The organism is Serratia sp. JSRIV002 (assembly GCF_019968725.1).
Classification (GTDB): domain Bacteria; phylum Pseudomonadota; class Gammaproteobacteria; order Enterobacterales; family Enterobacteriaceae; genus Chania; species Chania fonticola_B.
In genome coordinates this window covers 973,855-987,763 of sequence record NZ_CP074143.1, presented here as the reverse complement: position 1 = coordinate 987,763, position 13,909 = coordinate 973,855, and the positions used below count along the sequence as shown (strand labels likewise).

Below are 13,909 nucleotides of genomic sequence, written 5' to 3'. Positions count from 1 at the left end.
ACCTGAGTGTTGCGTTCAAGTATTCACCGCATTTGTTGTATTTTCTTTACCTGTTTTCTCGGCCAATGCCTGCTGCTGCCTTTGTAAGGTGCGGGCTAAAATGGCGGAATACAATGGCTTACCGCCCAGGAACTGCGCCACCAGGGTCGCGCCGAGGCAGGTAATAATCATCGGCAAAATCAGCTGATAGTTATCGGTCATTTCCAATACCAGCACAATACCGGTTAACGGGGCACGCACGGTAGCGGCAAACAGCGCCCCCATGCCCGCAATAGCAAAGGTGCCAGCCTCAAGCCCATACTCTGGGAACAGATGAGCGCCAAAAAGACCAAAAGCAGTGCCTAGCAGCGTTCCCAGGGCGAGCATCGGTGCAAAAATACCGCCCGGTGCGCCTGAACCGAAGCAGAGCACCGTGGTGATCACCCGTGCGATAAAGATAAACAACAGCATGCCGACGCTGTAATTACCCGCCGCCGCGATCGGGATCAAGGCCGAACCGCCACCCGCGGCTGCTGGCTCGATCAGCCCAAGCACGCCACAAGCGCCCCCTAGCAGAGCACCAATCAGCAGGAACTTGCTCATCTTGCCACCATGAAAACGGGCAAACATATCCTGGGTACGAAACACCAGTGCGTTAAACATCACCCCCACCGCACCAAACACCGTCCCCAGCACCAGGTACAACCACAGCGTATTGAGCGGTGCCGAAGCGAGTTTACCCACCTCGATCAGCGGACTTTCACCATTAAAAATGCGAAAGACAATGCTCGACATAATCACGCCGATAAACACCGCCTTGATGGAGATCAGGTTGTAACGAAACTGCGGCCGCATCTCTTCGATCACGAACAAGATCCCCGCCAGAGGCGCGTTGAACGCGGCGGAGAGACCCGCTGCAGCACCGGTGGCCAGCATGGAGTGGCGCGCTTCCGCACTGCGCATACGGAAAATATCCAACACCATTCGCCCGGCATTGGCCCCCATCTGTACCGTCGGCCCTTCACGCCCTAGTACCATGCCTGCACCGAGCGTCCCCATACCACCGATAAATTTCACCGGGATCACCCGCCACCAGCGCACCGGGCGTAACTCTTCCAGTGCCCCTTCGATCTCTGGGATCCCTGACCCCCCCGCCTCTGGCGCAAAACGTTTGACCAGATAAAAGCCAAAAGCGGCCAGCATGGCTGACAATATAAACGCCAGCGGCCACACCAGGAACCAGGAGTTGGCAACAGAGGCCAGGCCCGACAGCCGCTGCTGCTGTACCCACTCCACCGCTTTATCAAAAGCGACGCCCAACAATCCCGCCAACGTCCCTACCACCGCCGCCATGATCAGGATGACAACCGGCGTTTTATCCTGGCGAATAAACTGACGGACCCTATAGTTGCGAGTCAGGCGCGCGCCTGAAGCCGCAGGAGGCTGTTGCTGTAATTCAGTCATAGTGGGTTCATTATTGAATTGAAAAATCAGACTAATAGCGATGTAAGCTATTCTAGCTCAGTCGTTGTCCTACCGCCCCCACAAAATCGGTATCGGTCCATGATCGTTTCATAACTGCGTACACTCCTCTAGAATAGCGCGGTCAAATCATTCAACAGCAAACCCAGGAGCCGGTTTATGAGCTTACACAGTAAGTCCGAAAGTCTGTACGCCCAGGCGCAACAGCTGATCCCAGGCGGAGTCAACTCCCCAGTGCGTGCATTCACCGGTGTAGGCGGTACCCCGCTGTTTATCGAACGTGCCGACGGTGCCTATCTGTTTGATGCCGATGGTAAAGCCTATATCGATTATGTCGGTTCCTGGGGCCCGATGGTGCTGGGCCATAACCATCCGGCGATCCGCAATGCGGTGATCGAGGCGGCACAGCGCGGCCTGAGCTTCGGTGCACCTACCGAGATGGAAGTGAAAATGGCCGAGTTGGTGACCAATCTGGTGCCAACCATGGATATGGTACGTATGGTGAACTCCGGTACCGAAGCCACCATGAGCGCCATTCGTCTGGCTCGGGGTTACACCAACCGCGACAAGATCATCAAGTTTGAAGGCTGCTACCACGGCCACGCCGACTGCCTGTTGGTGAAAGCCGGCTCCGGCGCACTGACGCTGGGGCAGCCGAACTCACCGGGCGTGCCGGCAGATTTCGCCAAGCACACGCTGACCTGTACCTATAACGATCTCGACTCCGTGCGTACCGCATTCGAGCAGTACCCTTCAGAGATCGCCTGCATCATCGTTGAGCCGGTGGCGGGCAACATGAACTGCATTCCACCGCTGCCAGACTTCCTGCCGGGCTTGCGCGCCCTGTGTGACAAGTATGGTGCGCTGTTGATCATTGACGAAGTGATGACCGGTTTCCGCGTCGCGCTGGCCGGTGCTCAGTCTTATTACGATGTGGTACCAGATCTGACCTGCCTGGGCAAAATTATCGGTGGTGGCATGCCAGTGGGGGCCTTCGGTGGCCGCCGTGAAGTGATGGCCGCTCTGGCACCTACCGGGCCGGTGTATCAGGCTGGTACGCTGTCCGGCAACCCGATTGCCATGGCCGCCGGTTTCGCCTGCCTGACCGAGGTTTCCCAGGTTGGCATTCACCAGACCTTGACCGAACTGACCAACAAGCTGACAGAAGGCCTGTTGGCGGCGGCCAAGGCAGAGAATATTCCGTTCGTGGTCAACCATGTAGGCGGCATGTTCGGGCTGTTCTTTACCGATGCGCCAACGGTCACCTGCTATCAGGACGTGATGGGTTGCGATGTCGAGCGCTTCAAGCACTTCTTCCATCTGATGTTGGATGAGGGGGTTTATCTGGCCCCGTCGGCGTTCGAGGCTGGCTTTATGTCTGTCGCACACAGCGACGAAGATATTCAGCGCACCGTCGATGCCGCGCGCCGCTGCTTCGCCAAGCTGTAATCTGCTGGCGGGCGCCACTCTGCGCCCGCCGTTATCTTCAGAGCAAGGTACCGTAAATCGTCAATATCGCCACGAAGACCACCACAATCAGGGTCACTTTACGCGCTAACGTTACCGCGGCGCGCGGCGTCTGAACCGGGTCCATATGCGGTTCACGTGCCAGAGAGAACTGCGCCAAACGCGTCAATACCTGATACTGCGAAGTATGACGATCCCCCAGCGAAGCAAACCACGCGGGCAGCGCCCTTTCGCCATGTCCAATCAGCGCATACGCTACCCCTGCCAGACGAACCGGGATCCAGTCCAACACATGCAGCAGGAAGTCGATCCCCGTTTGCGAGCGTTGCAGCGGTGTATGATGCCGTGCCAGCCAGGTTTGGTAGGCCCGCAGAAAAGCATAGCCCGCCAGAGCGAGCGGCCCGTATGGCCCGCACACCGCAAACCAGAACAGCGGTGCCAAATAGTAGCGATAGTTAATCCACAACAGGGCATTTTGCAGTTCACGCAGGCGCTCTGCCTCGCTGCACTGCACCGGTAAACCGTGGATCAGCGCCAGCTCTTCCGCCATCTGATCGCTGGCGTGGGTATCGCCCTGCCGCGCGGCCTGCAAATAGGCCCGATAATGTTTGCGTGTGATCCCGGCCCCAACGCACAGCAGACCCATCACAATCCACAGCAGTAGCGCCACAACGCCGAAGAACAGGCCCTGGGCCAACCACAGAATGCCCCAGACGATAAACATCCAGACCAGGGTCATTGCCAACGTTTGTGCCAAAGAAAACCGATGCAGCCGCTGAAACACCACTTCTAAACGATGATCCAACTGCCAATGCTCACCCAGTTTAAAAAGGCGTTCCCACGCCAAAACCAGTAACAGCGTAAACAGCGTCATTAGCTAATCCTCTCCTTCTGTCTGTTCCCCAGCATAATGCTTGCGATGGGACGAGTGCCAGCAGCAGAGTAGCATGTTTCCGCGAAGTGAATTTAATGCGTTGATAATAAATGGATTTGTTACCTGCGCTGTCACATCAAGCACTGTCCCCGGCAGTCGCGGCCTGTGGATGACAGTCAGTACAAAAAATATCTTAACGTACACTCTTTTTCGTTTCTCAAAGGTAGCCCTAAAATAACGCGGTGAATGGCCTATATCCAGTATCTTATTAATACTGAATATAGGCCTGATTACCCCATGATGAAAACGTTATGGGTTAAAAAATACGTTCGTCACCATTGGCCTTCAATAATATTAAGGCTCCAACGCTTCCGTATATTCAGACACACTCACTCTAATTGCTGAGTATTGGAAAGTATTCACGGAAAGAGGGTAATTAGAGGGATCACTGAATGGCTCTTTATACCTTACCACGGAGTAACCGAAGGAATCGGGAACGATCACTTCTGTGGCACTTTGACTTGTCTGATAGTATTGCCCATCGGATAAATCCTTAAATGCGAACTGGTAGGTAGTATTTCTCTGGAGCAACCCATTATCATCGACACTACGATCATCATTGGTCATCCAACCGCCTGTTAGACGAACATAAGTATTATCAATGGTATCGCCAACTTCTGCTTTATACAGTCGATAGAGAACATTTAACGGTAGCTTTTTCATAGTAAATCCTCGTAATACACCTGTGGTGTAAGTTATAAGTTATTGCAAAATTCTATTGATAATTTTATTAACCCAGCAGAACACTGTCTGGATAAACAGTATGTCAAATAAGGGAAGGTTGAGATATTCAATGCGGTTGTGCTGTTGGTAGAACAACTTGCAGCATGGCTAAGGTGGCACGCCGTAGGGGCGCTGCATTGTCGCGCCCATGTTAAGATCAGATGTGGGAGTAAAATTGTGGCACATTCAGTCCCCGCTCACTAAAGCAGAAGGTTAGGGTGAGAGGGATTACAGCATCACTAACCTATTGATATTACGTAGAACTCGCGGCTGGCGCGGGGATATAAAACAGGGTAGCATGTGCACTCACCGCTTATAGCCCATTTCCGGAGTTTGCCATGCCGACCCGTCGCTACAGTGCCGACAGCCGCCGTACCGCGCTTCTCGAACGTATTGCCAATGATGTCCCTGCCGCCGTCGCCCAGGCGCTGAGCGAAGATCTGGGGGGCACCGTGGATGCCGAGCGCGATATCACCGCACAACTGCTACCCGCAGATAAGCAGGCCAATGCCACGGTGATCACCCGTGAACCCGGCGTTTTCTGTGGCCGCCGCTGGTTGGAAGAGGTGTTTATCCAACTGGGTGGACAGGTGAAGATCGAGTGGTTGGTGGAAGATGGCGATAAACTGGCACCCAACCAGCCGCTATGCCGCCTGAGCGGCCCAGCGCGTATACTGCTGACGGGCGAACGTACCGCGCTGAACTTTGTTCAAACGCTGTCCGGCGTAGCCACGGCGGTAAGCCGCTATGTAGCGTTGCTGCAAGGCACACAAACCCGGCTGCTGGACACCCGCAAGACACTGCCTGGCCTACGCACCGCGCTGAAATACGCCGTGCTGTGCGGCGGTGGCAGCAATCACCGTCTCGGCCTCTCGGATGCTTTCCTGATCAAGGAAAACCACATCATTGCTTCTGGCTCGATCAAAAACGCGGTAGAGAAAGCCTTCTGGCTGCATGCCGACGTGCCGGTAGAAGTGGAGGTCGAATCGTTGGATGAGCTGCAACAGGCGCTGGATGCCGGTGCCGATATTGTGATGCTGGATAATTTCAGCGTCGAGATGATGCGTGATGCCGTTGCCCTGGCCCAGGGACGCACGCAGTTGGAAGTTTCCGGCAACGTTACCGATCGGACCCTGCGCGAGTTTGCCGAAACCGGAGTGGATTATATCTCTGTCGGGGCGCTGACCAAACACGTTACCGCGCTCGATCTGTCAATGCGTTTTAACTGAGTCTGTTATTGGCAACGCCTCTTCCTGGGGCGTTGTACCTTATGTGAGAGCCACTCACACAGCATCTCCCTAGCTACCAATGCGGATTCAAGCGAACACGTTGATAAGCTCAGCAATAGTACCAAAGGCTTGGGGTCAGTTCCCCGACCATCTGGACTCCGTCATGGGGCAGCCAACTGTCGGTAAAGACGCGTTGTATCGCGATAAGCTGGGCATAGTGGCGGATCCCCAGCTTGTGCATGGCTATGCCCTTCTGTGTGGAGATGGTTTTGATACTGCGCCTCGTCAGCGCGGCAATTTCAGCGGGAGTCATGCCCTGTATCAGGTACTCGACCACCTGCCGCTCTCCCATAGACAACGTTTCCTCATCACACCCCGGTAAAGTGCAGCCAGCCCGGCTATCCTCACCCAACAGAATCTGACGTAAATGCGTATGCCACAAGACTAACGGTTGTCCCAGATCCACGATATGTCTCACCCCCAGACGGCGCAACCGAGTCACCAGATAAGGAATGGGGTCATCCAGAATAACCATCAGCGCGACGCCGGGAAAAGAGATACGCATCTGCTGAATGAAGCGCAAGGCTGACAATAAGTCTGCCGGTTGCCCAACGTGCAATGACATAACCAGCACATCCACCGGCTGGGCATCCAGATACCATTGTGCTTCAGCGGCTTTCTGGCAGTGCCAGACCCGCGATAGCGAGTGGGTTTTGAGCAACGCCCAAATCCCAGCCTGAAAGAAACGGCACGGTGAAACTACTGCCACGCGATACCGCTTCTGGTTAATCATGTCGTTACATACCAGGGGGAATTCGGCGTGTTGTAGGGCGTGTCGGTGACCTGACTGCGTAAATGCTGGAACAGTTCCGCATCATTGCGAACCCCCAACTTGCGCATGCTATTGCACTTATGTGCGCTGATGGTTTTGACACTGCGATGCAGTAAATCAGCCACGTCAGAAACGCTCATTCCTTGCTGCAAGTACTCCAGTACCTTATGTTCCGCCTGCGTCAACACCACCAAGCTGTCCTGCACTTGCGCAGGAGTGGCACTGTGCAGCAGGTACATGGCCATACTGGGGCTACAAACCTTGGCACCGGTCAGCGCCTGTGCCATATCACGGCGAGTCTGCTCCTGCGACTCCTGGCGGGCAAGCAGGCTGATGTGCGGCCGGAGATTCAATCGCGTCAACAACGCAATGTCCCGGCAATAGGTGCACACCACAATACGCAGCGCGGGCGCACGTTCAGAGAGCATCAGCAACTGTTGCGTGTCGCGAGCAATCTCCTGCGGCGAGCCACTGAGCACCACCGCCAACAGGTCAATTTGTGGCGGAGCCCATTGCGCCAGCAATTGCTCAAGCGAAGAGACCATCACCACCAGATGCATAGGGGGATCAAGGTTCTGAATAAAATGTGCCATCCCTGCCTGAAGCAAGGGTATAGGGGCAACAACGGCTAATTTGACAACCGATAAAGGCGTATTCATGAGCGACTCCTAGATCAGTAATCCATTACGCGCCAGATAATCTCCACGAGTATAGAGATCGCTATCACTATGGAAGCCGAGCTTAATCATGGCACGGCGTTTATGGGTGCTGATGGTGCGCACATCCCGAGCTAGCACCCGCGCCGTGTCGGTCACGGTTCTGCCAGCAAACAGGCACTCCAGTACGTCCATCTCACGTCCGGTGAGCGATAATGACGGCGCGCCATTGCCAATCAGGTTCACTGCTGACGGGCTAAGACTGGACAAACCCGCCATCGCGCAGAGGACGCCTTGTGTCAGTGATGACAAGGGATCCTGTTTAAGGTAGATACCGCTGACCCTCAACGTTCTCAACTGTGCAAGCAGGTGCGGTTCCTGCAAAGAGGTGGCAACGATAAGCGGCACCCGTGCCCAGTACTGGCGTAAATGGCTAATCATTCGCAGCCCCTCCAATACCGATTCACCTTCGCCACACAGCTCGGTGATCACCACATCCACCTTGCCTTGCTGCATCGCCACTGGCAGATCGCACACCTTTTCTACGTGCACACAATCCATGACCTGAAACTGTGGTGGCTGGAATGCAGAGCAGATCCCGGCACGCGTTATCGGGCAAGCATCCATGAGCAATACCCGGTCGATGCGGCATGCCGTCTGCATTTTCGGTAGGGGTGTGTTGTTCCATACGGTTGATGTCATCATGATAATAGTTCCGTTATTAATGACTCAGCTTGTCCTGATAGGTGCTGGCACCCAAAATAGACTTGGGTGCCGATGTTAAAGCTTGCTACGCCAATACACACAGCGGCCAGGGAAACCAACGCCGGCCGTCTAAACTTGACCGTGTTTTACCCGCCGCGATAACTGACTTGGCTCATCAGTTATAGGAAAAGTCGACTGACATTACCGAAGCAATATTACCCGGCGTAACCACCCCTTTAGCATAAGCACTGGCTCTCAATGCGAATGTTGCCGTGTTTCCTACCACTGTCGTTTCCATGGTAGACCCCGGGTTTTGCAAGGTATACGGGGACACATCTTGCGCCACTTCTACTGCCACGTTATCTGCCATCCCCGTACCGCTGGTCGTCGCGTAACGCCCGCCAGCCGCGGTATCCGCCGTACCGCTAAACGAGGCGGTAACCTTGGTGGTTGCAGTTGGACAGTCCTTCACTATCAGCTTGAATGGCACCGCCGTGGAGGTGTTTCCTGCCGTCGCCAGGTCCTTCGCCTGAATACTGGTCCCCAGATTGACGTTCAAATCTGAGTTGGTGGTATCTACCGTGCAGGGCGAAGCGACCACAACGCCGGTAATATTAACTTGAGTTGGAGCTGCCACTACCTGATTAACACCGCCCCCCAAAACCAATAAGGCCAGCAGCGTACGTTGAGTTTGTTTTTTCATGATGTTTCCTTACTGTTCCCGTCTATATTTCAGGCAGGGAATTCCTGCCTGATTTCCTTGAGTTAAAAAAACCTAGTTAATTTCGGCATTAATGGTGGCCACGGCATTAAACCGTCCCAGCGCCGGGGTATTACCCGTCACGTTCATTGGTGCCAGCGTCATAGAACTGGTACCAGTTTGTGATGAATAGTCGAAGGTGACGGGCAGATTTCCATTGACCGGCGACACGATATTACCGTTCGCGTCACGTATCCGAACCCCGATATCAGTATTATCGTAGGACTTCAATGCGGTTGGATCTCCACTCGCGGGCTCTCCGCTAAAGGATAAGCTGACGACAACACCGTTAGAAATATTGTTACAGGCCAGCGTCATATTAACGACTTTGGGGGTAAACCCATTGGCAATGTCACCCTTGGTTTTGATGTCATTTGACATGATATTATCGAAATTGACATTAATGACCTGCCCGGCATTAACTTCACAAGATTGTGGTACCGTTACCGATCCGCTCATATAGACAGACGACATCGGCATCCCGCCATAGGATCCACTGACTTTTGAACCATAAAGGTCCAGGATCTTAGTGCTTGGGATGACGACCTGCCCCACAAATGGCCGGGTAAAGTATAAAGACACAAAGCCATTAGCACCGGATATCCAGTTCGTTACACCCGAACAGGCGCTGACAAAATTATTGGGCTCATCCTGAAATGGGGTGGCTATGTTTTCTTTCCTATTCCCTCCAACCCATAATTCAGTAGCCACTTCCAGATATTTATTTAATGAATAAAAATGTAATCCATCAAAGTCCCGTGTAGCTGTCAGATTGCCAGGTACCACTGTCCTATAGTAGGTTATGGCCGGAGTGGTACAATCACAGTTGGCAGCGTAATTCGCCGCTAAACTCCACTCGTAGGTTCGATTAAAATACATGCCAGCCTTGTTGTCCGCTGGATTGTCGTACTGTTTGACAAAGGGGAAGTTATATATCTTCGTGCCGGCAACCGTGGTACACCACCCGGTTGCAGCAAAGCTTGATACGGAAGACAGGCACAGCAGGCCGCCCAATGTTAATTTAACTAACCTGATTAACTTCATCATCGTTCCTTACCGGCACTGCGCATTCAGCATCTGAATGCCAGCACTTTCCGTTGTCTGTTTTGTCAGTGAGTAACTCACCTGACACTGTTGGTCTGAACCGCTGCCCCACTTCACATTCAGGCTGCCGCTGTCTGCCATCCCGGTCAGATAAACCTGGCCACCGTCCCCGACGATAAAGCCCTGTGCTGTTTTCTGCGCCGGATCGCTAACCGTGGCACCGAATGGTACCGGTGCGCCGCCCTGGCGTAACAGCGTCATCAGTATTCGTTGACCCACACTGGCCTGGAAGTTGGCTCGAACCACCGCGCCACGGGTTGGCACCACGTTCTGAGAGGTCAACTCCACCTCAACGTCATCCGCCATAGTTTCGGTATTCAGTTGCACCTGATTCTTGCGATAAGGGCTGACGTACGGCACGATGGCATAGCCACGCCAGTCGGTTTTAACCCCGGTCTGGTTGTTAATGCCCGTGCCACCGGCTCCTGGCGCTTTCACCAGCGCAATGGTTTCCCCCAACGGCTGGCCGAAGGTCACCCCGTCCTGGTGCGCTATAATGCCGCCCTGCAGGCCGTAGTTCAGTCGTTGATTGTTGCGATCGTAGGCATAGCCCGCCAACACTTCCCCATAGGTACCGCGATAGTCGGCATTCAGGTTGCCGCCGTTGCCGATGCCTTTGTTGCCATAGCTTTGCTGTACGCCCCAACTCAGGTTGTTGTCCGCTAACGCCGTACCGTTCAGACCGACGGAGTTGTTGGTGGACCCCTTCTGGCTGGTGTTCAGGTTGTAGCTGGCATAAGTCCTGCTCAACCAACGATCCAGCGGCATGCTGACGTTAAGCGCAAAGATCTGATCGCGGTCATAAATGGCGCCACTGCTGTTGCCACTGGCCGTCGAGTTTTCGTTATAGCTGTAGCTCAACCCGTAGCTGATACCGTTCCAGCTGTTGTTATAGCCGACACCAATCGAGCGTAAGGTACGATCGCTGTTCCAGTAATCTTCGCTGACCCAGTTTAATGACAGGGTTCCCGCCGCATCTCCCAGGTTCTGGCTGATGGTCAACTCGCTGCGGTTGCGCTTGCGGTCGGTGAGCCGGTAACTACTACCGTCACGGTAGGTGTCCAATACTTCCTGCAAACTGTAGTAGCCCGCCGTTGAGTAACGGTATCCGGCAATCGAGAAGTTGGTACCCGTCTGTACCAGGTTCTTGCTGTAACGAACTCGCCATGATTGGCCATCGGTCTTAGGTTGGTCTTGCATCGTAGACCATGCCTGGGTCACGTCTGCCGATATGGCACCGATGTCACCCATGTTCTTGCCCAGCCCCAAGGCCACAGACTGGTACTTACTGGCAAACTGGCCACCGCCGTAGGCGGTAAAGCCATTGGGTAAACCATAAATCGCTGTACCCTGGCTAAACAGGGTCTTGTCTATGCTGTTGTCATAAGAACGGTACTGCCCGCTGGTGAGCGAGTACTTCAAACGACCTTGACGCTGCAGCACGGGCAGCGAGGCAAACGGCACCACCATCTGCTGTTGGCTACCGTCGGCTTCCTTAATGGTCACCAGCAGGTCACCACTGCCCCCGGTAGGGAACATATCGTTGATTTCAAACGCACCTGGCGCCACGTAGGTCTGGTAAATCACATAACCGTTCTGGCGGATAGTCACCTGCGCATTGGTTCGTGCAATACCCCGTACCATTGGCGCATAGCCCTTCAGGCTGTCCGGTATCATTTCGTCGTCCGAGGCCAACTGCCCACCACGGAACGGTACGCTGTCGAACACGTCCGAAGGCGAACTGCTATCCCCCAGCGTCATCTGACTTTTCAGCGCGATAATGTCACGCTGGGCATAGGTATAGATGGTATCCCATTTATCCTGGCCGTCACTGCTTCGGCTCCAGGTCGTGTAGTTACGCAACCGCCACGCCCCGAGGTTGACACCTGGCCGCAGGTTGACGAACTGGCTGTTGCTGTCTTGGTTATTCCCATTACGTGCATAAGTGTTGGCTCCGCTCATGCTGTAGTTGAGCAGCAATGCCGGGATACCTTGATCCCATTGGCTTTCAGGAACGTAACCGCGTGCTTTCTGTGAGAGGGCTGCCTGAGGAATACTGATCAGTAATTGCTGTTCGCTGAAACGGAACTTGGCGCTGGCCTGGGGAATGGCACTGATGTTGGCGCATTGTGACTTGGCATCACCGAGCCCTGGGAATAAATCGGTTTTCACCCCCAAGGCATTAAGTTGCTCTACGCTCAGACAAGGTTGCAGATGCTCTTTGCCATCATCCCCTTTTTGCATACTGAACGTCACATCTCGTGTGTCCTGCTGTTCGTTATTGAGATAGATATCGACCCGATAGGTGCCCGGTGCCTGACCTATGCCTTCTTCAAAAACCGTTAAATCTGTTGCGCCCTGGTTTGGGTTATCCATTTGCAGCAGTGCAGGGTTAAAATAGTCACGCGCCTGTACGCTAAAAGATAGGGTTCCCATCAATGCCAGCTGGGTAGCGATCAAATACGCCAACCGGCTGACGCGCGGCGAGTGCCCGGCCTGGCTTTTATAATTATTCATCCGTTTGACTCCATTGCCTACAGGGTGAAACTACCCCTGTGTCCTGTGCCCCACAGCCTGTGGGGATCCCTGCTCTCTGAAGGCTATAACGACGCGAGTTGCTCTTTGCTTACCGCCCCGTAATCATTGATAATTTTCCAACTGAGCGGGCCGCCGCTCACTCCGGTTGGCAGTGCAAAACTTGCCGTACTCATCGGAGCCACATAGGTCACATCGCTCAATTTCTTGCCTGCAACCTTCACCTCATAGAAGTTCATATAAAACGGCGTCGGGTTGTTCACCTGCAGGTGATTACCACTGCGTTGCCAGGTCAGTTTCTCTGTGACTTGCTCCGGCGTGCCTTTGATGCCCTCCGGGCGGTAAATCAGCTTGATGCGCGTCTTCACTGCAATTTGCAGCGTATTGCGGACTTCAGCTTTGCTGGCTGCGGGGATGGACTTGATGTTCATCCAATACAACGATTCTTTATCTGAGGGCAGATTGCCCCCGGCACGCACCACGCGCAGGACGTTTTTCTGGTCGCCATCCAGGCGGAACAGCGGTGGGGTCACCACAAAGGGGGCTTTCTCAGCGCCACCTGCGGTGGTCTCTACCCAGGTCTGGATGAGGTACGGCCCCTTGTCCGGGTTACTGACGCTCAGTGAAGACTCCTTTTTACCGCCTTCATAAATCAGGCGCGTACCGCCCACAACCACACCGGCCTGAGCAGCACAGCTCATCATCAGCAAGCTCGTCAGCACCGTGGCAGGAATAAATTTCATACAAACACCCCGTGAAATGAGACATAAAGGCCAGCTCAACTACCGCCGGCCTGAAATCAGAACAACTAATCTCTACGTCGAATTGGTAAAGTCTTAGTTGTAGTTAAGGGTGAAGCTAGCGGTGGAGTTCGCAACACCAGAAGTGATGGTGGCGGAGGTAGAGATATAGCGTGCAACGAAGTTCAGATCGTTGTTACCCACAACCAGTGGATATGATTTAGATGCGGTAAACAATGGAACCACAGCGTTAGCGTCATCGCTCAGCTGAATACCAACACCCGTTGCGCCACCAGCAGTCAGTGCCAGAACGGTGTTGTCACCAGATACAGCGATACCGTCAAATTTGACTGAAGCTTGAGTTGCCGCAGCCGGGCAACCTGTCAATTTGATGGTGAAATTGGTTGCAGAAGATTTAACACCCGCAGTCGGAACGCCACCCACGTTGAAGGAAGTGGTAGCGACTTCACCCAGATTCACCTGCAGTGGGCTGCTTGGGTTGTTAGTCACAACACAAGCGTCATCGGTGATTTTACCAACGAAATCGACTTGACCATCAGCAGCGGCAGCAGCGGTAACGGCAAACACAGAGGAGGCCAATACGGCAACAGCAATCAGATTCTTTTTCATACAACACTTTCCTTTAATGTAATGCACCCATGTGCATAGCAAAATTAATTGACATAGCCTTATGTCGTTCCCTGTTTATTTAGCTCCAAGCGAGAACCTCTCCCGTTAAATAACCCATCAAGCCGTTAAGCCT

The 13,909-nt window shown here is 53.9% G+C and carries 13 protein-coding genes; 2 read left to right on the top strand and 11 right to left on the bottom strand.

Annotated features, from left to right (window positions below):
• Nucleotides 1-15: 15 nt before the first annotated feature.
• Nucleotides 16-1,443 (bottom strand): H(+)/Cl(-) exchange transporter ClcA, encoded by a 1,428-nt coding sequence (gene clcA, locus KGP26_RS04545; protein WP_115159087.1) that lies wholly within the window; start codon nucleotides 1,441-1,443, stop codon nucleotides 16-18.
• Between the two features lie 177 nt (nucleotides 1,444-1,620).
• On the opposite strand from clcA, the gene hemL reads away from it, so the two are divergent.
• Complete coding sequence (hemL, locus tag KGP26_RS04540) at nucleotides 1,621-2,910, top strand: glutamate-1-semialdehyde 2,1-aminomutase (protein WP_059199767.1); 1,290 nt, start codon at nucleotides 1,621-1,623, stop codon at nucleotides 2,908-2,910.
• A 37-nt stretch (nucleotides 2,911-2,947) separates the two neighbouring features.
• On the opposite strand, the gene ampE is transcribed toward hemL, so the two are convergent.
• A complete protein-coding gene (ampE, locus tag KGP26_RS04535) occupies nucleotides 2,948-3,802 on the bottom strand; it encodes a beta-lactamase regulator AmpE (RefSeq protein WP_223665082.1) in 855 nt (284 codons plus the stop codon).
• A 354-nt stretch (nucleotides 3,803-4,156) separates the two neighbouring features.
• The gene (locus KGP26_RS04530) at nucleotides 4,157-4,525 is read right to left on the bottom strand and encodes a hypothetical protein (protein ID WP_121608725.1); all 369 of its coding nucleotides are present in this window, start codon (nucleotides 4,523-4,525) and stop codon (nucleotides 4,157-4,159) included.
• A gap of 398 nt (nucleotides 4,526-4,923) precedes the next feature.
• Between KGP26_RS04530 and nadC the strand changes: the two genes are divergently transcribed.
• Nucleotides 4,924-5,814: a carboxylating nicotinate-nucleotide diphosphorylase gene (gene nadC, locus KGP26_RS04525; RefSeq protein WP_223665081.1), complete on the top strand. Its 891-nt coding sequence runs from the start codon at nucleotides 4,924-4,926 to the stop codon at nucleotides 5,812-5,814.
• Between the two features lie 109 nt (nucleotides 5,815-5,923).
• Here the strand turns inward: nadC and KGP26_RS04520 are convergent, their stop codons facing one another.
• The 8 genes from KGP26_RS04520 to KGP26_RS04485 form a co-directional block, all read right to left on the bottom strand.
• On the bottom strand, nucleotides 5,924-6,607 hold the full coding sequence (locus KGP26_RS04520; protein ID WP_209528846.1) for a LuxR C-terminal-related transcriptional regulator: 684 nt from the start codon (nucleotides 6,605-6,607) through the stop codon (nucleotides 5,924-5,926).
• Complete coding sequence (locus tag KGP26_RS04515; RefSeq protein WP_024529781.1) at nucleotides 6,604-7,305, bottom strand: response regulator transcription factor; 702 nt, start codon at nucleotides 7,303-7,305, stop codon at nucleotides 6,604-6,606. The genes KGP26_RS04520 and KGP26_RS04515 overlap by 4 nt, the downstream gene beginning before the upstream one ends.
• Before the next feature lie 9 nt (nucleotides 7,306-7,314).
• Nucleotides 7,315-8,007: a response regulator transcription factor gene (locus KGP26_RS04510; RefSeq protein WP_080660661.1), complete on the bottom strand. Its 693-nt coding sequence runs from the start codon at nucleotides 8,005-8,007 to the stop codon at nucleotides 7,315-7,317.
• 175 nt (nucleotides 8,008-8,182) lie between these two features.
• Nucleotides 8,183-8,710, bottom strand: a complete 528-nt coding sequence (locus tag KGP26_RS04505) for a fimbrial protein (RefSeq protein ID WP_209523349.1) — start codon at nucleotides 8,708-8,710, stop codon at nucleotides 8,183-8,185.
• A gap of 72 nt (nucleotides 8,711-8,782) precedes the next feature.
• Nucleotides 8,783-9,814: a fimbrial protein gene (locus tag KGP26_RS04500; protein ID WP_209523348.1), complete on the bottom strand. Its 1,032-nt coding sequence runs from the start codon at nucleotides 9,812-9,814 to the stop codon at nucleotides 8,783-8,785.
• Between the two features lie 6 nt (nucleotides 9,815-9,820).
• Nucleotides 9,821-12,388, bottom strand: a complete 2,568-nt coding sequence (locus KGP26_RS04495; protein WP_209523347.1) for a fimbria/pilus outer membrane usher protein — start codon at nucleotides 12,386-12,388, stop codon at nucleotides 9,821-9,823.
• 83 nt (nucleotides 12,389-12,471) lie between these two features.
• On the bottom strand, nucleotides 12,472-13,149 hold the full coding sequence (locus tag KGP26_RS04490) for a molecular chaperone (RefSeq protein WP_021179357.1): 678 nt from the start codon (nucleotides 13,147-13,149) through the stop codon (nucleotides 12,472-12,474).
• Between the two features lie 93 nt (nucleotides 13,150-13,242).
• Nucleotides 13,243-13,776 (bottom strand): fimbrial protein, encoded by a 534-nt coding sequence (locus KGP26_RS04485; RefSeq protein WP_059199759.1) that lies wholly within the window; start codon nucleotides 13,774-13,776, stop codon nucleotides 13,243-13,245.
• Nucleotides 13,777-13,909 lie beyond the last annotated feature (133 nt).